Source organism: Alteromonas sp. RKMC-009 (assembly GCF_003584565.2).
Lineage (GTDB): Bacteria > Pseudomonadota > Gammaproteobacteria > Enterobacterales > Alteromonadaceae > Alteromonas.
Genome location: NZ_CP031010.1, coordinates 2,755,903 through 2,780,143 on the forward strand (window position 1 = coordinate 2,755,903; position 24,241 = coordinate 2,780,143).

Below are 24,241 nucleotides of genomic sequence, written 5' to 3' on the forward strand. Positions count from 1 at the left end.
GCATGAAACGGGTAGTCGCTTTAGCAGCAGGACTTCTTTTAAATACCGCTTCACCAGTATTTGCTGCGGATGACTGGTGGTTTGATGTGGAAGTGATCATTTTCGATCGTAACCTCAGCATCAGTGAGCTCAATGAGCAATTTACTGAAACACCACTGGCTCAGTCTGTGGCTGAATTAAATCTGATTGATAACTATCTTCGTCCTGATATCAGTTACATTAAGCAAGGTCTCGCCACCTGTGGTGTGCCCTCCTCCCCTTTGTGGATGGATACGCCGTCACTGGAAGACATTCAGGCTGACTATGCACGCTGGAAAGCCTCGCAGTCACTGTTATCAGAGAATACCGGTACAGGCGCTGATAACACAGGGTTGTCAGACAGCCGTCCATCTGATTTTAGCTCAGCACCGGACTTATCTGATGAAACAGAACTGTCTCAGCAGAACCGCGAAGATGCGCTTGCAGAAGCGTTCAGCGAAGAAACCGGCAATGACGGGTTCTCATCCGGTGAAGTGGCCGTTGCTGACGAGGAACCGGTTACGCCGGCTTTTGACCCTGTTATAGATTCAGAAATCGCTGAGTACTGGATTGCTTTTTCCGGGATCAATACGGTTAAACCCGTCACTGTGCCCCGTTTCAGTTACTGTGAACCGCCGCGGGACTGGTTAAGCTGGCAGAATGGTAAATGGCAGACTTACAAACCGGATAATTCTCTTCCGGCGCCGGATGTTGTGCCGGAGTTTCTTGACGGCCGGAATACAGAATTCGCCCGGTTTGCGCACTTGCTGCCTTATGACAGTCTGGAACTGACTAAACTTTCACGGCAGATCCGGCAAACCCGGGGCTTGAACCGTATGCTTCATATTGCCTGGCGTCAGCCGGTGAAGTTCGGTGAACAAAAAGCTGCAGCCATGCGGATCATCGCCGGCGACAATTATGCGGACAGCTTCACAATGAATGGTGAAGCCATTAAACCGGCATTACCGCAACCCGCCGAACCGGCAGAGGCACAGGAAGATTTAACGCTGACACAGGATGATTTCTTTACGCAGTTATCTTCACGTCTGAACCGCGCCGGTAAGGTGAGTTTTGACGACATGATGGCAGCGGGACCTGAACAAATCATGCAGGCGGATACAGCACAAAATACGACCGTCGCACAGGCTAACGAAGGCCTTACGCCTGCCATCTGGCAATTAGATGGTTTTTTGAAAGTGTATCTGAAATATATTAACCGGGTACCTTATCTGCACATCGACAGTGAGATGCAGTACCGTCAGCCGGTAACGACGGGAGAGAGCGAAAACGGGCAGCCTGAATTTGAATTGCAGGCGGTGCCTTTTCATCAGGTACGCCGGGTGATCAGTAAACAAATCCACTACTTTGACCACCCCATTTTTGGCATGATTGTGCAAATCAGAAGACATCAGCAATAGCTGATGTCTTTCAACGGCAGCTAAAGGCGTGTGACAATGACCACGCCGGTGACCACAAATGCCACCAGTATATTCAGAATGGTGCCCTCTCTGACCATTGTCTGCATATTAATATGACCACTACCATACACAATCGTATTTGTCGGCGTGGCAACCGGCATCATAAACGCGCAACTGGCGCTGATAGCAGCAGGCATCATTAACACCACAGGGTCGAGGTCGAGGGCAATAGCGGCACTGGCCAGAATTGGCATCAACAACGTAGCTGTGGCTGTATTGGACGTCACTTCAGTCACAAAGCTCACTGCAAGACACAGCACCAGGATCAGCAGCATGACCGGTAATACCGATAAACTGGTCAATGCTTCCCCCAGCACCACACTTAAGCCTGATACAGTAAAAGCTTTAGCCAGGCAAATACCGCCGGCGTAAACCATCAGCAGACCCCAGGGGATCTGAGCGGCAGTATCCCAGTCAAGGATTTGTCCCGGCTTTTCCTTGTTGCCGTCCGGTATAAGGCACATCATTACCACACCGGCCATGGCGATAGTACTGTCACTCACATTCGTCATGCCCAGCCACTGTGTCCAGAACGGCCGGAAAACCCATGCCAGCGCAATAATTAAAAATGAAATCAGCACCCGGCGTTCAGCCGGTTTCCAGTCACCGGTGTCCGGTAACACCACCGTGGGGATCTGACCAAGATGACGTGTAAGCCACAGCGCCATCACCGGAATAGCCAGTATAACTACCGGAATACCGGTTTTCATCCAGTCCAGAAAGCTCAGCTCAGTGCCGGTGGTTTGCTGATACACACTCATAAAAATGATATTTGGCGGCGTGCCAATTGGTGTACCTACCCCACCGATACTGGCGGCGTAGGCAATACCGAGTAAAATGGCAGATGCCAGACGGGGAGAGTCCACAGAGCTGATTATTGCCAGTGCAATGGGCAGCAGCATCAGCGTAGTGGCCGTATTCGATATCCACATACTGAGAACCGCAGAGGTAAGCATAAAACCGAGCACCAGCCGCTTAGCATTTGAGGCCCCGGTAAGCTTCAGCATATAAACTGCCAGCCTGCGGTGTACGCCGGATTTTTCCAGCGACTTGGACAACATAAAGCCGCCCATTAACAACAAGATAACGTGGCTTCCCAGCGCCGATGAGGCTTCCTGATAGGTCATCACTCCCGCCATGGGAAAGGCAAAAAACGGAATAAGAGACGTGACGGGAATAGGTAATGCTTCGGTCATCCAGAGCATAGCGATAAGAATAGTAAGACCGGCCGTCAAACTCATGATCTGGCCGAAGTCATTACTCATCATAATGACAAAAATACTCAGACTTGCCAGTACTGACAAGGCAATAAAGCGTGATTTAACTTGCATACATACATTTCCGGGCGCGCGATGCACCGACTACGTGGTGAAAGAAACTGATGGCAGGCGTTTTCGCAATTGAGACTTAATCCGGTTTATTTTTATTATTTGATTAAGTTAGCGCGTTGATATTGATATCATAAAAACTGGCATTGATGCAAAAATCAAAACGCACAAAATTCTTTTTATCTTCCTTAGTTGAGGCCCTATGACGCCGGCGATTAATCTTCTGAAAAAGAAGAAAGTGACACATCAGGTACTAAAATACGAACATGATCCCGCTGCGCCTTCATACGGACTGGAAGCCTGTGAAAAACTACACCTCGATCCTGCAACGGTTTTTAAAACCCTGGTAGCAGAAACGGATAAGCAGCAATGGGTTGTCTGCATCATACCCGTGCAAGATAAGTTGAGTATGAAAGCTGTGGCGAAAGCCGCCGGCGCGAAAAAAGCAGCCATGGCAGCCCCGGCAGACGTCGAGCGGACTACAGGCTATATTTTGGGTGGAGTGAGCCCGCTGGGACAAAAGAAAAGACTACCGGTCTTCATTCACCATTCAGCGCAGAATCTGGAGAAAATGCATGTCAGTGCCGGCCGTAGAGGGCTTGAAGTCGGTTTGAAACCGTCTGATTTAAGTGCACTGACCGCTGCAACATTTCACCCGCTGACCGTCAGCAGCGAAGATTACGGGTGAAACCAATCCGATTATTCGCCGGTACCCGGCCGGATAGCTTCCCGGTCCCCGTTGTTTGCTCCGGCATAGCGTGACTGCCACATTTCTCTGGCTGCCTCACGTTCTTTCTCACCGGGTGCCTGTCCTGACGACAACGTGACAGCAACCTGCTCTATGATCTGATCCCGCTTAGTGATTAATGCCTCCACTTGCGGGAACAAATCTTTCGCTTCCGGATACTTCACCTTCAGACTGTCGATGTCTTCAAGGGCATAGTAACGTTCTTCAAACTCATCGTTAAACAAGCTGCGTTTGGCATTGAACTTTACGTATTCAACCGCCTGAGATGACGCAAGATACTGCATATCAGTTGAACTCAGACCGGCCTGTTCCGCCACTTCCTGCGCCCGGTTCATCCATTTTTCAAGCGCTTCACTGTCACCATCAGCAACTGCCTGCTTTATACCGGCTTCCAAATCAGAAGCATGAAGAATATCCATCACCGTAATTACCGGTACCGGAGCCTGTTCTGAAGAAGAATCGGACAGATAAATGAAATACCCCGCCACAGCAACAAGAATCAATGCTGCGAGGAATCCTGCTTTTTTCATTGCAACTCCTGCATAAATGCAATTTTAAAAACGAAAAAGGCAATACGCAGCGCGCATTGCCCTAATAAAGAACATCAATACCTGACAGACGAGGCACCGCTAACAGATGCCGTAACGACGTTACTCTGTCGGTGGCTTTGAGTTTTCAACCCGGCTTTTGAGCTTCTGGCCGGGACGGAACGTAACCACCCGTCTGGCTTTGATCGGAATATCTTCACCGGTTTTCGGGTTTCTTCCGGGACGCTCATTCTTATCACGCAGGTCAAAATTACCAAAACCTGACAGTTTCACTTGTTCACCAGATTCTAACGCTTCCTTGATTTCCTCAAAGAAGGCTTCCACCAAATCCTTAGCGTCTTTTTTATTAATACCCAGTTTTTCGAATAAGTGTTCAGCCATTTCGGCTTTGGTCAATGCCATAATCTACTCTCTTAACGCTGCCCCAAACTCTGATTCCAGCCCTTTAACTACGGTGTCCACTGCTTGTTGTATTTCAGCTTCTTCCAAAGTTTTATCAGGATCCTGTAGTACAAGAGACAGTGCGAGGCTCTTATCGCCGGGCTCGACACCCTTCCCTTTATACACATCGAACAAGTTTAGGCCAACTAGTTGATTTACGCCAATTTTTTCTACGAAAGAAAGAATCGCTCCAACGGTAATTTCATCTTTGACCGTAATTGCAATATCACGACGGTTCGCCGGGAACCTGGAAATTGCTTTTGCCTGTGGCAAGTTACGCTCAGAAATTGCTTTAAGATCAAGCTCAAAGACGAAAACGCGACCATTTACACCTAACAGTTTAGTAAACTGTGGGTGAATTGCACCAACATAACCGATTGATTTGCCATTTAAAAGCACTTCTGCAGTCATACCCGGATGCAATGCGCTGTGTTCGCCTTTTACAAAGGTGACTGTCTGCCCGCCGGCTTTGAGTGCCAGTAGCGCTTCCACATCTCCTTTGGCATCAAAGAAATCTACCGCACTGTCGTCGCTCAACCAGCTTTCGTCATAACGGCGACCGGCAATCACACCGGCAATCACCGGCTCCTGGCGCACACCCTGCGGCGCATCGCTGTCAGGAATAAAACGTAAACCAGTTTCGAACAATCTGACCCGCGCTTGCTGACGTTTCTGGTTGTAAGCGGTAGCGCCCAGTAATCCCGGCCACAGGCTTAAACGCATAACAGACATATCTGCCGAGATAGGATGTGGTAATACCATTCCTTCCTGAGACGGGAATAAGCCGCTTTGTACTTTAGGGTCAACAAACGAATACGTAATGGCTTCGACGTAACCCCGTGCAGTAAGTTCAGATTTAAAACGGGAAACCGGAATCGCTGACTCGCTGCTGTCCAGCAGCTTCAGGCTGCCTTTCGGTGCCTGGTCAGGAATATTGTTATAACCGTAAACACGGGCCACTTCTTCAATCAGATCTTCTTCAATGGCAATGTCAAAACGGTAGCTTGGTGCTTTTGCTTCCCAGCCTGATTCCGTTACCGTGACATCCAGTCCCAGACGGGTAAGAATATCGGTCACTTTATCGTCAGCAATATCAATACCCAGCACACGGCTTAAACGTGCACGGCGTAATACCACATCAGATGACACTGGCAGTGATGCCTCATTTACGGCTTCTACAACCGGACCCGGCTGACCGCCACAAATATCCAGAATAAGTGCCGTGGCTCTTTCCATCGCTTTACGTTGCAGCAACGGATCCACACCACGCTCATAGCGGTGAGATGCATCGGTATGCAAACCGTATTGTCGGGCACGACCGGCAATGGCATCACGGCTGAAGAAGGCACTTTCCAGCAGAATATGCTTTGTTTCTTCGTTCACACCCGAGTGCAGACCACCGAAAATTCCGGCCATGGCCAGTGCTTTGCTGTCATCTGCGATGACCAGGGTGTTGTCTTTCAGCTCGACGGTGCTCTCATCAAGCAGAGTCAGTTGCTCCCCGGCATGCGCAAGACGAACGTTGATATTGCCGTCGATGGCATCCAGGTTAAATGCATGTAACGGCTGACCCAGCTCAAGCAGAACGAAGTTAGTGACGTCTACGATAGGATCAATTGAACGGATTCCGCAACGACGCAGCTTTTCTTTCAGCCACAGTGGTGACGCTGCTTTTACGTCAACATTGCAGATAACCCGGCCCAGATAACGTGGACACGCTTCAGGTGCGCTTAGGGTAATCGCCAGTTTGTCGTCAATAGACGCTTCCACGTCTTCGATAGCCGGCTCAGTGACATCGGCACTGTTCAGTACACCGACTTCACGGGCCAGGCCACGAATACCCAGACAGTCTGCACGGTTGGGTGTTAAATCGACTTCAATGATATTGTCATCGAGATTCAGGTAATCGCGAATGTCCATGCCAAGCTCTGCGTCTGCAGGAAGCTCAATGATGCCGCTATGATCCTCTCCCATGCCAAGCTCAGAAAAGCTGCAAAGCATACCGTGAGAAGGCTCGCCACGAAGTTTGGCTTTCTTAATTTTGAAATCACCGGGAAGTACTGCTCCGACTTTCGCTACTGCAACTTTCAATCCTTCGCGACAGTTAGGCGCACCGCATACGATGTCCAGTAATTCCTCTTCACCGACATTAATTTTTGTCACTCTGAGTTTGTCTGCATTCGGATGCTGACCACACTCAACTACTTTACCCACTACCACACCGGAAAATTCCGCTGCAACGGGTTCAACGCCATCCACTTCCAGGCCAGCCATGCTGAGCTGCTCAGATAAGGCACCGGTAGAAACCTGTGGGTTAACCCACTCTCTTAACCACTGTTCACTAAATTTCATGATTGCTTTGCCTTAATTGAACTGCTTCAGGAAACGAAGATCGTTTTCGAAAAATGCGCGCAGGTCGTTAACGCCATAGCGCAGCATGGTCAGACGTTCAACGCCCATACCAAAAGCAAAGCCGGTGAATTCTTCAGGATCAATGTGTACTGCTTTCAGTACGTTCGGGTGCACCATACCGCAGCCCAGTACTTCCAGCCATTTTCCGCCTTTACGACGCACGTCTACTTCGGCAGAAGGCTCTGTAAACGGGAAATAAGAAGGACGGAAACGCACTTCCAGTGACTCTTCGAAGAAATGTTCCAGGAAGTCATGAAGAATGCCTTTCAATTCAGCAAAGCTGACATTGCGGTCAACCATCAGACCCTCCACCTGATGAAACATCGGTGTGTGTGTCTGGTCGTAATCATTACGGTAAACACGGCCCGGCGAAATAATACGCAGCGGTGGCTTTTCCGTTTCCATGGTACGAATTTGCACACCGGAAGTCTGGGTACGCAGCATCACATCAGGATTAAAATAAAAGGTATCGTGATCAGCCCGTGCCGGGTGATTGGCAGGGATATTCAGCGCATCGAAATTGTGAAAGCTGTCTTCCACTTCCGGTCCGGTTTTAACAGCAAAGCCTAACTGACCAAAAAAACCTTCGATTCGCTCAATCGTTCGGCTGACAGGGTGTATGTTACCCGGCACTTCCTGACGGCCTGGCGCTGACACGTCCACAGCTTCTTCAGACAGCTTTGCATTCAGTTCAGCGGCACGTAACGCTTCGCCCTTAACACTGATTGCCTGCTGAATTTGCTGTTTGGCCTGATTAATTTTTTGTCCGGCTGCAGGACGTTCTTCGTTAGACAGTTTGCCCAACCCTTTTAACAGGTCAGTCAGCTTGCCTTTCTTACCCATAAACTCGACGCGCACATTATCGAGCGTGGCTGCATCTTCGGCAGCGTCAATCTGGCTTTGTGCCTGACTGATGATCGCTTCAAGCTCCATGTTATCCTCAATTTGGCATGGTAGTGGTGGAAAAACAGCGTTGCTGTTTAACCAAAAATTCTAAACCCGTAGTTTACACGACAGACAAAGAATACGGCTACCCTAAGAGGCTGAATATTCCAACATTTACAGGATTAATTTGCGATTTGAGCGCTTATTGCCAGAGGCGGCGGAAGAACGGAAAAATTTTTGCGCTAAAACGAAAAACGGCGAGCATCCTGCTCGCCGTTTCCCGAAAGAACTTAAACTTAATTTGTTAAAAAATTAAGCTAATGCGCCTTTAGCCGCTTCGACTAATGCGCTGAATGCTACCTTGTCATGTACCGCGATGTCGGCAAGGATCTTACGATCGATTTCAACAGACGCTTTCTTCAGACCGTTGATGAAACGGCTGTAAGAGATACCATTTTGACGAGCCGCAGCGTTGATACGTGCAATCCACAGTTGACGGAATTGACGCTTACGCTGGCGACGGTCACGATATGCATATTGACCAGCTTTAGTTACGGCCTGTACTGCTACGCGATAAACACGTGAACGTGCACCGTAATAACCTTTTGCCTGCTTGAGGACTTTTTTGTGACGAGCACGTGCGATAGTGCCGCGTTTTACTCTAGCCATTAATCAGTCTCCTAAGTCTTATACGTAAGGCAGCATGCGCTGAACTAATTTAGTATCAGAGTCATGAACCAGTTTTTTGCCACGCAGGTGACGTTTACGCTTAGAGCTCTTCTTAGTCAGAATGTGACGTAAGTGAGACTGTTTGCTTTTAAAGCGGCCAGAACCCGTTTTCTTGAAACGTTTGGCGGCACCGCTTACAGTTTTCATTTTAGGCATTGCTAAAACTCCGCATTGTTTAATATCGGCCTTCAGTGTGCAGTCACTTATTGCCGGCTAATGTTTGCAGCAGGGTGTTTCAAAGGTGCAGATTCTCTGAAAACTTTAGACCACTACTACCTCTTAATTGGGGCAAGCACCATGATCATCTGGCGGCCTTCCACGCGACGTGGAAAAGACTCGCAAGTGGCAATGTCTTCTAAATCCGTTTTAACACGGTTCAGTTGCTCAATGCCGATCTCCTGGTGGGCCATTTCACGTCCGCGGAAGCGAATCGTGACTTTAGCCTTATCCCCACTTTCCAGAAAGCGACGCAGGTTGCGCAGTTTTACCTGGTAATCGCCTTCATCAGTGCCAGGGCGAAATTTAATCTCCTTGACCTGAATTTGCTTCTGTTTTTTCTTTTGCTCTTTCTGAGCTTTACTTTTCTCGAAGAGGAATTTGCCATAGTCCATAACTTTACAGACTGGCGGCTCAGCATTTGGACTGATTTCCACAAGATCAAGAGTTGCTTCTTCAGCTGTCTGCATCGCTTCTGCGAGAGACACTACTCCAATCTGTTCGCCATCTTTACCGATTAATCGTACTTCGCGAGCACGGATCTCGTCATTAATGCGGGCTTTATCGCCCTGAGCCTTATTATTAGCGCCTTTAATGTGCTAATCCTCCAAAAATTAAAAACTGATGCCCGCCAGTTTCTCATGCCAGCGGGCTGAATCTTATACACTCACCATTACTTAATGGTTTTCTCCGCAACTTCCTTTTGTGCCAGTTCAATGAAGGCATCAACGGACATTGAGCCTAAATCATCACCTTTACGGGAACGAACGGCGATGTGCCCTGCTTCGACTTCTTTGTCACCACAGACCAACATATAAGGAACGCGCTTTAAAGTGTGCTCGCGGATTTTAAAGCCTATCTTCTCATTTCTCAAGTCAGACTTTACTCTAAATCCTGCATTCTGCAGTTTTTGTACAGTTTTTTGCACATATTCAGCCTGATTGTCGGTAATATTCATCACCACCATCTGCTGAGGTGCTAACCAGAGCGGGAAGAATCCGGCGAATTCTTCAGTAAGAATACCGATGAAACGTTCAAGAGAACCTAACACCGCACGGTGAATCATCACCGGAACCCGACGCTCGCCATCTTCAGCAACGTAAGTTGAACCTAAGCGGCCAGGCATAGAGAAGTCGAGTTGCACAGTACCGCACTGCCATGCACGGTCCAGACAATCATACAGGGTAAATTCAATTTTAGGACCGTAGAACGCACCTTCACCCGGTAACCAGCTGAATCCGATACCCTTGCTGTCCAGCGCTTCCGCCAGTGCTTTTTCAGCTTTATCCCAGATTTCGTCACTACCTACACGCTTTTCAGGGCGGGTAGACAGCTTAACTTCAATTTTTTCGAACCCGAACGCTTTGTAGGCGTCATAAATCATGTCGATACACAGCCCCACTTCACTGAGGATTTGTTCTTCAGTACAGAAGATGTGGGCATCGTCCTGGGTAAATCCACGAACACGCATCAGACCATGCAATGCACCAGAAGGTTCATTCCGGTGACAACAACCGAACTCAGCCATACGCAGCGGCAGGTCGCGGTAGGATTTCAGACCCTGATTAAATATTTGTACGTGACCCGGGCAGTTCATTGGCTTAATGGCATATTCACGCTTTTCTGATTCTGTTGTGAACATGTTTTCGGCGTACTTGTCCCAGTGACCGGATTTTTCCCACAGTACGCGGTCCATCATCAGCGGACCTTTTACCTCGTCGTAGGAGTAGCTGCGCAGCATCTTACGAACAAACTGCTCAAGCTCGGTATAAATAGACCAGCCGTCGTTGTGCCAGAACACCATACCTGGTGCTTCTTCCTGCCAGTGGAACAGATCCAGGGTTTTACCGATTTTACGGTGATCACGCTTCTCTGCTTCTTCCAGACGTTGCAGATAGGCTTTCAGCTGTTTCTTGTCTGCCCAGGCTGTACCGTAAATACGCTGCAACATTTTGTTGTCGCTGTTACCGCGCCAGTAGGCACCCGCCACTTTCATCAGTTTGAAATGTTGACAGAACTTCATGTTCGGTACGTGAGGTCCACGACACATATCGATGTATTCTTCGTGGTGATACAAACCTGGGAAAGAATCCTTTGGAATGTTCTCGTCGAGAATTTCCATTTTATAGGTTTCGCCGCGGGCTTCAAAAGTATCCCGCGCTTCCTGCCAGCTTACGTTTTTCTTCACAACGTCGTAGTTAGTTTTAGCCAGCTCCAGCATACGCTTTTCAAGCTTCTGCAAATCTTCCTGCGTCAGGCTGTGTTCCATATCCACATCGTAGTAAAAGCCGTTGTCGATAGTCGGACCGATTGCCATCTTTGCATCAGGCCATAACTGTTTAATAGCGTGGCCGATTAAGTGCGCGCAGCTGTGACGGATGATTTCAAGACCATCTTCGTCTTTAGCGGTAATGATTTGCAGCGTTGCGTCAGACTCAATCAGGTCGCAGGCGTCTACACGGTCACCGTTAACACGGCCGGCAATGGTCGCCTTGGCGAGACCGGGGCCGATGTCAGCAGCAACATCCATTACCGAAACAGCAGAATCGAAAGCGCGCTGGCTTCCGTCAGGAAGTGTAATTACAGGCATGTTATATCCTTTACAGTGGTGACGCCTACTCTGCGCCACTTGCATTAATTTGTGGTGTACAGCGTTAAAATAACGCAATGAAAAGTATTCAGATGCCTACCTGCATCTGACAAAAGAGACCGAATTATAACGGCTTAAATGCTGTGCGCAATGACACATTACTTTAATTGTGAATACAGCTGTTTTCGTTGCTGGCATTCACAGTAATGTTTGCCATAATTTCTCCATGGTTCACCTGGCGATCAATGACGTTTATTCCTATGTGGCATTTCATCTGCGAACATATAAGCGATGCAACACAGACATTTTTCAGTTACACAAAACGTGCAACGATTAGCGGCGGTGATACCCACTCTGCCTTTGTTATCAATGATGAAACCCACCGGTACTTTGTAAAAATCAACCCGCTGTTGAATGGCCATAAGCTGCGTTACGAAATGGACGGACTGAAGGCTTTATCCCGGTCCGGCGCGCTGTATGTACCCGCCGCAGTGTGTCACGGACAAATCGACGAAGATGACCAGCATTTTGAATATCTGGTGCTGCAACATCTCAAGTTGCGCCAGCCCGGCAAAGGCGAATGGTCTGTGTTCGGCGAGCGGCTGGCAACGCTCCACCGTACAGCCCTCGCCCAACAGTTTGGCTGGCACGAAGACAATTACATTGGTCAGACCCGGCAACACAATACGCTAAACAAAAACTGGTCTCGCTTTTTTGCGGAAACCCGGATTGGCCTGATGATGGAAGATTGTGCCCGTCACGGGATTCGCCTCACCAATATTGATGTACTGGTGACGCAAATCCATTCGCTGTTAAAAGAGCATCAGCCACGTGCGTCATTACTGCACGGCGATTTATGGAGTGGCAATGCCGGTTTTTGTAAGTTCGGCCCGGTCATTTACGATCCGGCGGTTTACTATGGTGACCGTGAAGCAGACATTGCCATGACAGAGCTTTTCGGCGCGTTTCCACAGGAATTTTACGCCGGATATAACCAGACATGGCCACTGGATAAAGGTTACCGGAACAGAAAGCACATCTATAATCTCTATCATTTGCTCAATCATGCATTACTTTTTGGCGGACACTATATACAATCGTGCAAAGAACAAATTTCCGCTATCCGGCAACCTGTTGAGTAATGCCAAAGACACTCCTGACATTCCTGAAAATACTGCTGTCTGTTATCGCCGCCCTGATTTTGAATGGCTGCGGGCTGGCGCCCCCGCTGACGACGGACCTTGAAGAATACGCCTCCCGCCTGGCACGGGTGCTGGATAGCAGCTTCCCTGATGTGGGATCTGACACAACGCTACCCTATCCTTCCCGGCAAACGTTGTTTAATCCCCTTGAAGAGGCTGAAATAACCTTACCCGATTTTTATTCTATTCAGTCCTGTGAATTAGGTACGCTGGTAGCAGAACGGAACACCACGCTTGGAAAACAACAGGATGCCGCTGCGAGCTGGGTATATGAATCCGCGCTGGTAACGGCGCTGGAAAATTGTGTCAGAAAACTAAAACAAACGGATGAAAACCCGTCACTTGCCAACCGGCTGGATGAACTTCGGGCAATGAAAGCAACACAACTGCAGAAAGTGTGGGCGAACCTGATCCAAACCAGTACCGAAACCCGCCAGGCGCTCTCTCAGAGCAAGGAATTGATAACCGCCGGTAATAACCGCGATGCCGAAAGCGGTATTAATGCTCTGGCCTGGTTAACAACCCTGCCTGATGCAGGAAATGTCACATCAGAACAAATTAACGGGCAACTTAAAATTCTGGAATCATCCCGCATTCCGGCCAAAGTCTGGAAATCTCAAAAAGTCTTCTCGGCACATTTATCTGCCCTGAACCGCTTACTCCCCGCTCCTCTGGCAGACATTAACTGTGATAACGGTAAAGCCTCTGAACAGGCAGAAATACTCAGAAATGTTTTTTATCTGTTCTTCATTGAACGCATACAACCTGCCGGCAGTCAGTTAAATCAGTACATGTATAAACTGCAGCCAACCCTGAACACGCTTCAGGCATCCCCTTATTTGTCTGAGGCATTCAAAGACTATTTAACTGAGCGTGAACTGGAGTTCCGGCAATACCGTGAGGTGATGGCAGAACATATCGGATTGTGGCAGCACTTCCTTGGACGGTGCAATTTATCGCCACAGGCGGGGTAATGTTACAGGGAATAAGTGTTCATCAGTCACTGTGGCGAAGACAGGTTAATTTCAGGCTTAACTTGCTGTACAACAAAAATGCCTTTGTCGGGTATAAACTCAAAGTCCGGCACCGGCAGATTGTCCGCCGCCTTTGTGACATAAACAACCCAGTATTCCACGTGAGGCGCATGACGGTCGGAATAAAATCCTACGCCGATAAACTGCTGTTCCCGATAAAAATCAAGCTCACCGAGCAGATGTTGCCGGTGAGACTTTGAGCCTTTAAAAGCACGCCAAACAGAATCCGGTGTCGTGTAGCCGCCGGCAATAGCTTCCACCTGATTACCCATAACACCGCTGTAATAGCGTGGCAGCGGAAAACCGATTTCCCGCAAACGGCTGTTAGGACTGCCTCCCACATTGTGCATGACCATACCAACCTCAGCCATGACCCGGGCTTTATCATCTGCGGCCTGAGCAAGCAGCGGATGACATTGAATGGAAGCGCGCTGCTGTAACGGATCCTGCTGTATGAGTTTTGCCAGAGCAATGGCCTGCGGGCTGAAGCCACAAGCCGTTACATCGTTTTCTGCAGTTTCCTCTGCCGGCATAACAGCAAAGGGCATGAGTAACATGGTAAGGAAAATTGACCTGAATATTTGCAATGCACTTCCTTATGAAAAGCCCATAAAACGGCGAAGCGTATCGCCTAACATATCGGGTCAGCCAAATCAGTCAAGCCTGAACGTCGAAAAACTAATGGCAGAGACGGGGCTGCCCTGGCTTTACATCCGCTGTTCTGTTGATACTTCAACACTTTCTGTTACACCACCACCTTCAATATTAAGCCACATCTGGCCATCCTGAACGGTAACCTGAATTTGCATTGAACGCTGAACTGCGTTTGCAAGCCTGGTCACCACAGATTCAGGCAAGGTGAAAACAGATAAATTTTTCCGGCTCTGAAGTTTGTTTTGCTCTTTTTTCCACCACACTTCGAAACTGTTATCGGCGCAGGCGTAAATAAGCATTTGCCGGCTCTGATTACAGCCTTTTTTAATCCGTTGTTCTGAGGGCTGGCCCAGTTCAATCCACAGTTCAATTTCATCACTCAGGCTTTTTTGCCACAAATCAGGTTCATCATCATCAGATAAGCCTTTGGTAAATTGCAGCCGCTCATGGGCATTGGCGATAAATGCAATGATACGCAACATCATACGTTCATCGTTTTCAGAGGGATGACGGGCAATGGTCAGGTTGTGGTCGTTATAATAGTTGCGGTCCATATCCGTTATGGATAGTTCTGCTTTGAAGATAGTCGCTTTCAGTGCCATGGGTTTTCCGGATAATCTGACGATGCCGGCAGCAAAATCACAGACTGCCAGACAATAATTTCCAGCTATCTTAACAGCTTATCCCGTTGACAGTGTGACTTCTTTAACACGTCCTCAGGGAGGAGAAATCACCAGATAAGATCCAAGACCAATGGTGAAAATAAAGCTGCCCCAAATCGCATGCTCAACAACGACAACCGGTGTAGAACGCGTCTGCATATACCGGTAACCAAACAGCGCACCACCGAACCACGAAAGTATCATGGCAATCCAGTTACCATAAACCAGATGCACCAGTCCGAAAACGAAGGTGCTGATCCCCCAACGCATCATCTTTGACGGCAAAATGGTCTTATAACGATGAAAAAAATACGTGCGGAAAATTATTTCCTGAGGGATCACCGAAACGATGGGATAGATCAGTAATGTCAGCATCCATAATTCAGGTTCGTTCAGGGGCCATTGCAGAAACAGTTCCGGCTTTATCAGATAAACCAGTGCGCCCAGCAGGCAGGCCCAGGGAATGAACAATTTTAATGTAGTACGAAGGTGGGTGAAAAAATCCTGCCAGTGCCACAATCTGAAACGCTTGAACTGTTTATCTGCGAGCAGTACCGCAAGGCAGGCAACACCGGTGAGTCCCAACAAAGGCATAAGGTATCCGGCGACCTGATTAACCCAGTAGGCAATTGCCAGCGGTAACATAAAGAACAGCGCAATCATTTCCGCCCACAAACGCATCTGAAAAGCCCTTAACAAATTAATATGACAGTACCGTGACATTATAATGCTATTCGTCCCGTTATGGTGAAAAAATCAGCGTTTATTTATCAATAATTGGTATGAAAAAAAGACAGCAGAAACGAAAGAGGCCTGGCGGCATTCACACTATCATTGCCGGCAGCTCCCTCTGGGGAAAAGGATTGAATTGCTAAAAGGTTGGCTCTGAAGCAATTTTGCATTACCTTTGTCCCGGTAATGATTAGAAAAGAGCGGGTTAAATGGCATCGCCAAAAGATTTATTAGGCCTGATTGAGCAGCAATACCCTTCTCTGTCGCCTTCAGCCAGGCAGATTGCTGCCTACGTTCAGCAGCATCCCATCGCACTGGTGAGCAAAAGTACTGCTGAAATCGCCAGACTGAGCGGCACATCCAAAGCTACCGTCAGCCGTTTTTTCCGTCAGTTAGGGTTTGAGTCTCACCAGGACGTGAAAGACGCCATGCTGTCGATGCGTGAAAAAGGCCTGCCATTACCGCTGGATGAAAATCAACCGGATCATTATCAACAGGAAATCCGCAATTTAGCCATGACCTTCGACGGACTGAAACCGGACACGGTGGACCAGGTAGTGTCGTTGCTGGCAGATTCTGAACGAATTACGCTGATAGGTTACAGGAACGCCTACCCGCTGGCGCTGCATTTCAGACAGCAACTGAAACAGGTACGCAGCACAGTAAGGCTTTTGCCTCAACCCGGCCAGTCGCTGGGTGAAGATCTTATTGATATTCCGGAAAATGAAGTGGTGGTTTTGTTGGGCTTTCGCAGACGCACCCGTATATTCTCCCGGATTGTAGACGCGCTGAATGCCCACACCACCGTTTTGATCACCGACCCCACGGGCCAGGTGTATAACCAGAAAGTGTCTCATCTGCTGGTTTGCCATCCCGGCCAGCAACATGCCTTCGACAGCTATGCAGCACCTATGAGCCTGATCTCTTTTCTCGCGAACAGAGTATTTGAAAGGCTGGGAGATAAAGCTGTAAAACGCGCCGCCCGCATTGCCAGTATGTATGATGAGCTCGACGAGCTTGAACCTTAATGCGTTTTCAGTAGTCGAACTAAAATGCGACTAAATGCGTAAAAAAATCGTCATTTTAAATTGATTATTTTTTAACCTTTGTGACAGTATACAAATTACTGGTCTGATAAGGCGGTGCCGGCCGCATTTGAACAGTGTAAGGACAACTGGCAATTACCTGCGCACAACGGACGTGATAAACAGGAGTAACATGCAAACATCAATTATCCCTTTGGAAGAAGCTTCCAGTGTTCTCGCTTTCTGGTTCAACGAGCTGGAATCAGAACAGTGGTTCCGTGCAGATGAGGGGTTAGATAATTTAATCCGGTCCCGGTTCGGGAAAGTTCACAACGCAGCCGCAAACAGTGAATTATGGCCCTGGCGTGCAACACCGTCAGGCAGACTGGCCGAAATTATTGTACTGGATCAGTTCTCACGTAATATCTACCGTAACGATGCCCGCGCTTTCGCTTGCGACAGTATGGCGCTGGCCCTGTCCCAGGAAGCGTTGAGAGTAGAAGCTGATAAAGCACTTACCGTGGCTCAGAAGACCTTTTTATTCATGCCCTTTATGCATTCCGAATCACTGGCTATTCATGACATGGCCATGGAACTGTTTAATATAGACGGTCTGGAGCTGGAATTTGAATACGAGCAGGAACACCGGGATTTATTGCTAAAATTTGGCCGCTATCCGCAACGCAATAAAGCGCTGAAGCGCAAATCGACCAAAGAAGAAAAAGCATTTCTTAGCCAGCACTTCATCGAAGCCTGACGTAACGCAATCCGGATACAACAGACTTCATTCTGCTGTATCCGGCTTCCCTTTAACGGGTATAAGGTTCCACCGGTAAACCGGCCACTTTCCATGCATCGAAGCCGCCTTCAATGTGGACGACATCTTCAAACCCCATATCCATCAAAGTTGCTGTTGCCAGCGTGGAACGCCATCCCGACTGACAATACAAAACAAAGCGCTTACCACCACCGAATACCGGTTTGTAATATGGACTGTCCGGGTCGACCCAAAACTCCAGCATACCGCGGGGAGCGTGGATTGCTCCCGGGATCTGCCCTTCCCGCTCAAGTTCTCTGACATCACGAATATCCACCAGTACAACGTCCGCTTTGTACACTGTTTCATTTGCCTGCTCAGGGCTTATGGTTCCGATGCGCGCTGATGCGTCTTCCAGTAACGATTTAAAGCCTTTTTTTAATGCCATGTGCTTCACTCCTGAATGAAACCGTATAAACGGACGGATCATTTGTAATTCCTATGCCACACCAGTGTGAACATAAGTGTCAAACATACTGCAGCGCAGCATAATTTTACAAATTCATAACATAAATAGTCGCCATCAATATGAAAACATGTGGAAAAAAGCATTTGTTTCTATTGACAGAATGGTGAAACGATTGTTTCATAGAACAACGCAATCCGACCGTTCCAGTCATGCATACCACAACAAACCCGTTTATGACTTTACCGCAAAAGTCAGGTGCACCACTGTGCATACAAAATAATACCGCTGTGCCTCTTGCCAGCTATCGCCTTGCCGTTAAGGATCTTTTCCATATGGCAGGGCTTCCTACATCTGCAGGCAATCCGGACTGGCTGAGCAGCCACCCTCTTCCTTTAGCAACGTCGCCGGTGGTAACTAACTTAATTCAGCATGGTGCCAGGTTTGTGGGCAAAACGCTTACAGACGAGCTGGCTTACAGTCTGAACGGACAAAATAAGCATTATGGTACACCGGAGAACCCGGCGGCGCCGGACCGGCTGCCCGGCGGCTCCAGTTCCGGTTCAGCCACAGCGGTCAGCCTGAATCTTGCTGATATCGGGCTCGGTACTGACACCGGCGGATCCATTCGCGTTCCGGCCAGCTATCAGGGTTTATTTGGATTACGTCCTACACACGGTGAAATCAGCACTGACCACATGGTGGCGCTGGCGCCATCCTTTGACACCGTAGGTGTGATGACCAGAGATCTGACAACCCTTGAGAATACCGTTGCGGTGTTGCTTCCCCACCTTCATGACACCGAGACACTGCCACTAAGTCTGGTAACCAACCTGACAGACGGTTGCGGACATAGAGAAGCCATTCTGCAGTGGCATGAAACACAAGCTTCACTGCATCCTGAACTGTTTATGCCGCCCTGCGAACTGACCACAGAAGCCTGGCAGACCGGTGAAACATTCAGAGTCATTCAGGGTTATGAAATCTGGCAACAACACGGACACTGGCTGAGTAATAACCGGCCGGACATTGCATCGGACATTCAATTGCGTCTGAATAGTTGTGCTGCGTTAACCAGCCATGAAGTTAATGAAGCAAAACAGCGCAGAGACGCTTTCAATGCCTGGTTTTCAGAGGTGGTGTCAAACCGCATTCTGGTGATGCCGACAACCCCCGGCATCAGTCCGCTATTATCTACACCGGCTGAATCATTAGCCGGATACAGAAACCAGCTACTCTCACTGACATCCCTGGCAGGTTTAAGCGGATGTCCCCAGTTACACCTGCCTCTGTTCACTTTAAACAATGCTCCCTGTGGCCTTTCTCTTCTGGGCCCGCGGGGAAGTGACAGGCAACTGCTGAAGATTGCCCGTACCCTATTATCAGGAAAACAAGAATAATGACTAAAAATACAATGAGCGGATTCACTGCCCCTCACTATGCTGCAGCGCAGGTAGGGAATGCCATCCTTGAAAAAGGAGGCACAGCGATTGAAGCTATGGTAGCGGCTGCCGCCTCTGTTGCCGTTGAATACCCTCATATGAACGGCTTAGGCGGTGATGGTTTCTGGTTGATCAGCGAACCCGGCAAAGCGCCGGTAGGCATTGATGCAGCAGGCATTGCGGCAAAGCATGCAACGCCGGCGTTTTATAAAGGCCTGAACGCCATCCCTGAACGGGGAGGTAAAGCAGCACTGACTATGGCAGGCGCTGTATCAGGCTGGCAGAAAGCGCTTGAAATCAGCGCACAATGGCAAGCACCTTTACCACTAGGCACCCTGTTAGACACAGCTGTCAATCAGGCAAGCTGGGGCATTGAAGTCACTCAAAGTCTGAGTGATGCCAGCTTCAAAACCTTTGACACACTCGCCGGCGATCCGGCTTTCGATCAGTTTCTGATTAAGGGGAAGGCTCTTAAGAAAGGCAAGATAGTTAAATTGCCGAAACTGGCCGAAACCTTAAAGCATCTGGCTGAAGCCGGTCTCGACGATTTCTACCGGGGTGAAACCGCAGAAAAACTGGCTACCGATTTGCAGGCTGCAGGGTCTCCGGTCACCCTTGAAGACTTTCACAGCTATGAAGCGAAACGGGTCGAGCCCCTGAGTGTCACCACCTCGAAAGGGACTTTATACAACCTGCCTGCGCCTACACAGGGTATTGCTTCGTTACTCATTCTGGCGTTGTACGACAGGGTTTGGCAGCAAGGTTCTGATGATGCCGACATGGTGCATTTACTGATTGAATGTACCAAACAAGCTTTCATCAAACGAAACCGCTATGTCACCGATCCAAGCCGCCTCAGCGTTGATTTGCAGAGTTTGCTCTCGCCGGAATCGCTGCAAGATATGCAACAGCATATTCAACTGGAAAGTGCACAGGCCTGGCCACATCCGGCCATTCCCGGCGACACCATCTGGATGGGCGCATGTGACAGCGAAGGCCGGATGGTAAGTTACATTCAGTCCCTTTACTGGGAATTCGGCAGCGGTGTAGTCAGTCCGTCTACAGGCATAGTGTGGAATAACCGCGGGACGTCATTTTCTCTGGATGCCTCCAGTCACCAGTATCTGCAACCGGGACTGACCCCTTTCCATACGCTGAACCCTGCCTATGCAGAGCTCAACGATGGCCGGCGCATCAGTTACGGCACCATGGGCGGCGAAGGGCAACCGCAAACCCAGGCAGCGCTGTTTGCCCGTCACGTTTATCACAATCAGCCGCTGGATAAATCCATTGCACTGGGTCGCTGGCTGCTGGGCCGGACCTGGGGTGATGTGAGCCATAATCTGAAAGTTGAACGTGACGTTAACGACTATGTGGGCGAAGCCTTACGGTCCAGGGGACATGACATGGTTGTTGTTGAAGCCTGTAACGAACTGATGGGCCATGCCGGCGCAGTAGTCAGACATCCTGACGGCAGTACCGAGGCAGCCACCGATCCCCGCAGTGACGGTAAAGCCTTTGCTACGGCGTCATCTGTTTCAACAGCATCAGCCGGTCAGGGAGAAATATAAAAATGGAATTTATCAGTGAAAATTTAACCATTATTTTGGCCATGATGGGCACCGGTGTTTTCGCCGGAATACTGGCCGGGTTACTGGGTGTCGGAGGCGGCATTGTCATCGTACCGGTGTTATTTTTCCTTTATCAGGCGCTGGGAATAAGCGCTGATACTGCCATGATTGTGGCAACGGCCACATCACTGGCCACCATTGTTCCTACATCGGTCAGTTCAATTATGGCCCATAACAGGAAAGGCAATGTCGACTTTGAGTTACTTAAACACTGGGCAATTTTCATATTACTTGGTGTGCTGGCCGGCAGTTATCTGGTGACAAAAACCGACGGAAAATGGCTTGCCATGATGTTCGGTATCATCGCTACCCTGTCGGCACTGAACATGCTGATTGGTAAGAAAAATGCCATCGCACAATCGCTGCCCGGCAAGGGCGGTCAAAGTATTATGGCTACCTGTATCGGCTTTTTCAGCAGCATGGTTGGCATCGGGGGCGGCACATTAACCGTTCCCACTCTGACCTTTTGTAACTATCCCGCCCACCGTGCGGTAGGAACAGCCGCAGCAGTGGGTCTGATCATTTCTCTCCCCGCAGCGTTAACTATGTTGATTGTGGGTGAACGCCCTGCTGACGCACCGTTTGCCACTTTCGGGCTGGTTAACCTTCTTGGCTTCGCCTGTATTGTTCCCCTTACTGTGCTGTTTGCACCTGTTGGCGCAAGCATCGCGAACAAACTCAATCCTGCAATGCTGAAAAAAGTCTTTGCCCTTGTTCTTATCATCACCGGCGTGCGCATGCTCGCGCAGACGATTATCCAGGAATTCCTATGAAACCGTTGTCTCTCCCTCCCCGATTACTCATGGGCCCGGGCCCGATAAACTGCTATCCGCGTGTATTACAGGCCATGTCTACCCAACTGGTGGGTCAGTATGACCCTGTGATGACAGGCTACATGAACGAAGTGATGGCCTTGTACCGGCAAGTGTTTAATACCCGAAATAAACAAACGCTGTTAGTTGACGGTACGTCACGGGCCGGCATTGAGGCTGTGCTGGTGTCCTGTATCGAACCCGGCGATAAGGTGCTGGTGCCGGTATTTGGCCGCTTCGGCCACTTACTGGCTGAAATTGCAGAGCGGGCCGGCGCGGAAGTTCATACTATCGAAACGCCCTGGGGCACAGTGTTTGAACCTGAACAAATTGAAGCAGCTATTCGTGAAGTCCGCCCGAAAGTACTGGCAATTGTGCAGGGCGATACATCCACAACGATGTTGCAGCCACTGGAGCATTTAGGCGAAATTTGCCGGAAATACGATGTACTGTTCTACAGTGACGCCACCGCCTCGATTGGCGGCAACCCTTTCGAGACTGACGACTGGGGCTTGGATGCGGTATCGGTGGGATTGCAAAAATGTTTAGGCGGCCCGAGTGGCAGTGCACCTGTGACTCTGAGTGAAAAATACGTAGCCTGCGTGCGCAAGCGTCACCACGTCGAAGCCGGAATACGGGACAGTCATCATCAGGCGGCCAGCGGCTCCAGGATCCGTTCAAACTATTTCGACCTGCCTATGATCATGGATTATTGGGGGGAAGAACGCCTGAATCACCATACTGAAGCAGCATCAATGCTCTTCTGTGCCCGCGAATGTGCCGTGAATTTGCTGGAAGAAGGACAGGATCAGGTGCTTAAACGCCATCAACTGGCGGGTAACGCCATGCTGGCCGGCGTACAGGCAATGTCTCTGAAACCTTTTGGTGATTTGAAAAACAAAATGACCAATGTCGTCGGCGTGACCATTCCTGACAACGTGGATGGCGAAGGGATAAGACATACTTTGCTTAACACCTTTAACATCGAGATTGGCACCAGTTTCGGCCCTCTGAAAGGTAAAATATGGCGTATCGGAACAATGGGCTATAACGCCCGTGAAGATGCGGTCTATCACACACTTCAGTCTTTAGAAACCGTACTTCGCCGTGCCGGATTCGCCCTGCGACCGGGCGCCGCGGTAGACGCAGCCATGGACGTTTATGCAGGTCAGCAACATGTCTGAATATCAGAGTCTTGCACAACTTGTGATGGCCAGACTGGACGAACTCGGGCAAATCAGCCAGTCACCTGACTACCTGGACAGACGCTATCTGACAGCCGAACACCAGCAGGCAAACCGGCTTGTTGCCACCTGGATGAGTGAAGCCGGCATGATTACCTGGCAGGATGCTGCCGGCAATTTGTGGGGACGACTTGAAAGTTCAGTCCCCGATGCGCCACGGTTTATTATCGGCAGTCATCTGGATACGGTTCCTAATGGCGGCAAATACGATGGCATGCTGGGTGTCATTGCGCCTGTTGCCATTGTGCAAATGCTTCAGGGCACACAATTCCCGCTGCCGTTTCACCTCGACATAGTCGGTTTCGGCGATGAGGAAGGCACCCGTTTCGGTTCTACGTTACTGGGTAGCCGGGCACTCACAGGACAATGGCCGGACGCCTGGTCGAAGCTTAAAGACGAAAATGGCCTGAGCCTGCCGGATGCACTCCGGTCTTTCGGACTGGATTTCGACAATGTGAAGCAGGCAGATATTACCGCCAGCCGTCCGCTGGGTTATCTGGAGCTGCACATTGAACAGGGGCCGGTGCTGGAAAATGCCAATCTGCCGGTAGGTGTAGTAACCGCTATATCCGGTGCCCGCAGATTCAATATTGATGTTACCGGTATGGCGGGTCATGCCGGTACCGTGCCTATGAACATGCGACTGGACGCGCTGGCAGCTACCAGTGAAATGATTCTGGCCGTTGAAAGTCAGGCCAGGACTCACGGCGTCGTCGCGACGGTAGGAAAAATTGAAAACCGCCCGAATGGCGTAAACGTGATATCAGGGAGTACCCGTTTTTCACTGGATATCCGCAGTGAAGACGACAACCACCGTGATGCAGTGCTGGAACAAATCATGCAGCAATTTAATCAGATTGCTGCCCGCAGGAAACTGACTCTGCATGTCGAGCAAACCCATAGTGCCGGCGCCGTGCAGTGCGATCACCGGCTGCAGTCCATCTTAAAAACGGCCATCGGTGAATGCGGGATCCCCACCTTTTCTCTGCCATCCGGAGCCGGACACGATGCCATGGCAATGGCCCTTATGTGTCCTGTTGCCATGATGTTTTTACGCTGCGACAAAGGGATAAGCCATCATCCCGCGGAGTCCATTTTAACAGAGGATGTGGCAGTGGCGCTTGCAGCGTTACATGCAACCATTAAGCATTTAGCAAACTAAGATCTTTTGACCGTAAACCACGTTG

General features: G+C 49.5%; 24 protein-coding genes. 11 read left to right on the top strand and 13 right to left on the bottom strand.

Going from position 1 to position 24,241, the window contains the following annotated elements:
• Nucleotides 1-2: 2 nt before the first annotated feature.
• The gene (locus DS731_RS12210; protein WP_119501590.1) at nt 3-1,436 is read left to right on the top strand and encodes a CsiV family protein; all 1,434 of its coding nucleotides are present in this window, start codon (nt 3-5) and stop codon (nt 1,434-1,436) included.
• Between the two features lie 20 nt (nt 1,437-1,456).
• Here DS731_RS12210 and DS731_RS12215 read toward each other — a convergent pair whose 3' ends face one another.
• Entirely contained in the window at nt 1,457-2,827 is a 1,371-nt protein-coding gene (locus tag DS731_RS12215; RefSeq protein WP_119501591.1) for an SLC13 family permease, read from the bottom strand.
• Nucleotides 2,828-3,026: 199 nt separating this feature from the next.
• On the opposite strand from DS731_RS12215, the gene ybaK reads away from it, so the two are divergent.
• Entirely contained in the window at nt 3,027-3,512 is a 486-nt protein-coding gene (ybaK, locus tag DS731_RS12220) for a Cys-tRNA(Pro) deacylase (protein ID WP_119501592.1), read from the top strand.
• 11 nt (nt 3,513-3,523) lie between these two features.
• On the opposite strand, the gene DS731_RS12225 is transcribed toward ybaK, so the two are convergent.
• The 8 genes from DS731_RS12225 to thrS all read right to left on the bottom strand — a co-directional run bounded on the left by DS731_RS12225 (nt 3,524) and on the right by thrS (nt 11,393).
• Nucleotides 3,524-4,102: a hypothetical protein gene (locus DS731_RS12225; protein ID WP_119501593.1), complete on the bottom strand. Its 579-nt coding sequence runs from the start codon at nt 4,100-4,102 to the stop codon at nt 3,524-3,526.
• A gap of 120 nt (nt 4,103-4,222) precedes the next feature.
• On the bottom strand, nt 4,223-4,522 hold the full coding sequence (gene ihfA / locus DS731_RS12230) for an integration host factor subunit alpha (RefSeq protein ID WP_070123303.1): 300 nt from the start codon (nt 4,520-4,522) through the stop codon (nt 4,223-4,225).
• Between the two features lie 3 nt (nt 4,523-4,525).
• Nucleotides 4,526-6,913 carry a phenylalanine--tRNA ligase subunit beta gene (gene pheT / locus DS731_RS12235; RefSeq protein WP_119501594.1) on the bottom strand — a complete coding sequence of 796 codons (2,388 nt, stop codon included), beginning with the start codon at nt 6,911-6,913 and terminating at the stop codon, nt 4,526-4,528.
• Nucleotides 6,914-6,925: 12 nt separating this feature from the next.
• Nucleotides 6,926-7,906, bottom strand: coding sequence for a phenylalanine--tRNA ligase subunit alpha (pheS, locus tag DS731_RS12240; RefSeq protein ID WP_119501595.1), 981 nt, complete (start codon nt 7,904-7,906; stop codon nt 6,926-6,928).
• 264 nt (nt 7,907-8,170) lie between these two features.
• Nucleotides 8,171-8,527, bottom strand: coding sequence for a 50S ribosomal protein L20 (gene rplT, locus DS731_RS12245; protein WP_070123306.1), 357 nt, complete (start codon nt 8,525-8,527; stop codon nt 8,171-8,173).
• Between the two features lie 18 nt (nt 8,528-8,545).
• Nucleotides 8,546-8,743 (bottom strand): 50S ribosomal protein L35, encoded by a 198-nt coding sequence (gene rpmI, locus DS731_RS12250; protein WP_012518091.1) that lies wholly within the window; start codon nt 8,741-8,743, stop codon nt 8,546-8,548.
• Between the two features lie 116 nt (nt 8,744-8,859).
• Complete coding sequence (gene infC / locus DS731_RS12255) at nt 8,860-9,399, bottom strand: translation initiation factor IF-3 (protein WP_119501596.1); 540 nt, start codon at nt 9,397-9,399, stop codon at nt 8,860-8,862.
• 77 nt (nt 9,400-9,476) lie between these two features.
• A complete protein-coding gene (gene thrS, locus DS731_RS12260) occupies nt 9,477-11,393 on the bottom strand; it encodes a threonine--tRNA ligase (protein ID WP_119501597.1) in 1,917 nt (638 codons plus the stop codon).
• 245 nt (nt 11,394-11,638) lie between these two features.
• Here thrS and DS731_RS12265 point away from each other — a divergent pair, with 245 nt between their 5' ends.
• Nucleotides 11,639-12,535, top strand: a complete 897-nt coding sequence (locus DS731_RS12265; RefSeq protein WP_232373354.1) for a fructosamine kinase family protein — start codon at nt 11,639-11,641, stop codon at nt 12,533-12,535.
• Nucleotides 12,535-13,569 (top strand): DUF3080 family protein, encoded by a 1,035-nt coding sequence (locus DS731_RS12270; RefSeq protein WP_119501598.1) that lies wholly within the window; start codon nt 12,535-12,537, stop codon nt 13,567-13,569. The genes DS731_RS12265 and DS731_RS12270 overlap by 1 nt, the downstream gene beginning before the upstream one ends.
• A gap of 26 nt (nt 13,570-13,595) precedes the next feature.
• Here the strand turns inward: DS731_RS12270 and DS731_RS12275 are convergent, their stop codons facing one another.
• The 3 genes from DS731_RS12275 to DS731_RS12285 all read right to left on the bottom strand — a co-directional run bounded on the left by DS731_RS12275 (nt 13,596) and on the right by DS731_RS12285 (nt 15,626).
• Nucleotides 13,596-14,216, bottom strand: coding sequence for a CAP domain-containing protein (locus tag DS731_RS12275; RefSeq protein ID WP_232373355.1), 621 nt, complete (start codon nt 14,214-14,216; stop codon nt 13,596-13,598).
• A gap of 120 nt (nt 14,217-14,336) precedes the next feature.
• Nucleotides 14,337-14,885: a YaeQ family protein gene (locus DS731_RS12280; protein WP_119501599.1), complete on the bottom strand. Its 549-nt coding sequence runs from the start codon at nt 14,883-14,885 to the stop codon at nt 14,337-14,339.
• Between the two features lie 114 nt (nt 14,886-14,999).
• A complete protein-coding gene (locus DS731_RS12285) occupies nt 15,000-15,626 on the bottom strand; it encodes a CPBP family intramembrane glutamic endopeptidase (RefSeq protein ID WP_119501600.1) in 627 nt (208 codons plus the stop codon).
• 260 nt (nt 15,627-15,886) lie between these two features.
• On the opposite strand from DS731_RS12285, the gene DS731_RS12290 reads away from it, so the two are divergent.
• Complete coding sequence (locus tag DS731_RS12290) at nt 15,887-16,705, top strand: MurR/RpiR family transcriptional regulator (RefSeq protein WP_119501601.1); 819 nt, start codon at nt 15,887-15,889, stop codon at nt 16,703-16,705.
• Between the two features lie 190 nt (nt 16,706-16,895).
• Nucleotides 16,896-17,459 (top strand): DUF924 family protein, encoded by a 564-nt coding sequence (locus DS731_RS12295; RefSeq protein ID WP_119501602.1) that lies wholly within the window; start codon nt 16,896-16,898, stop codon nt 17,457-17,459.
• 52 nt (nt 17,460-17,511) lie between these two features.
• On the opposite strand, the gene DS731_RS12300 is transcribed toward DS731_RS12295, so the two are convergent.
• Entirely contained in the window at nt 17,512-17,907 is a 396-nt protein-coding gene (locus DS731_RS12300; protein ID WP_119501603.1) for a rhodanese-like domain-containing protein, read from the bottom strand.
• 230 nt (nt 17,908-18,137) lie between these two features.
• Between DS731_RS12300 and DS731_RS12305 the strand changes: the two genes are divergently transcribed.
• The 5 genes from DS731_RS12305 to DS731_RS12325 are packed head-to-tail and all read left to right on the top strand — an operon-like array spanning nt 18,138 to nt 24,216.
• The gene (locus DS731_RS12305; protein WP_119501604.1) at nt 18,138-19,325 is read left to right on the top strand and encodes an amidase; all 1,188 of its coding nucleotides are present in this window, start codon (nt 18,138-18,140) and stop codon (nt 19,323-19,325) included.
• Nucleotides 19,325-20,938: a gamma-glutamyltransferase family protein gene (locus DS731_RS12310; protein ID WP_119501605.1), complete on the top strand. Its 1,614-nt coding sequence runs from the start codon at nt 19,325-19,327 to the stop codon at nt 20,936-20,938. Before DS731_RS12305 ends, DS731_RS12310 begins: the two co-directional genes overlap by 1 nt.
• Before the next feature lie 2 nt (nt 20,939-20,940).
• Nucleotides 20,941-21,771, top strand: coding sequence for a sulfite exporter TauE/SafE family protein (locus DS731_RS12315; protein WP_119501606.1), 831 nt, complete (start codon nt 20,941-20,943; stop codon nt 21,769-21,771).
• On the top strand, nt 21,768-22,994 hold the full coding sequence (locus DS731_RS12320; protein ID WP_119501607.1) for a pyridoxal-phosphate-dependent aminotransferase family protein: 1,227 nt from the start codon (nt 21,768-21,770) through the stop codon (nt 22,992-22,994). Before DS731_RS12315 ends, DS731_RS12320 begins: the two co-directional genes overlap by 4 nt.
• Nucleotides 22,987-24,216 carry an allantoate amidohydrolase gene (locus tag DS731_RS12325; protein WP_119501608.1) on the top strand — a complete coding sequence of 410 codons (1,230 nt, stop codon included), beginning with the start codon at nt 22,987-22,989 and terminating at the stop codon, nt 24,214-24,216. Before DS731_RS12320 ends, DS731_RS12325 begins: the two co-directional genes overlap by 8 nt.
• The last annotated feature ends 25 nt before the right edge of the window (nt 24,217-24,241 follow it).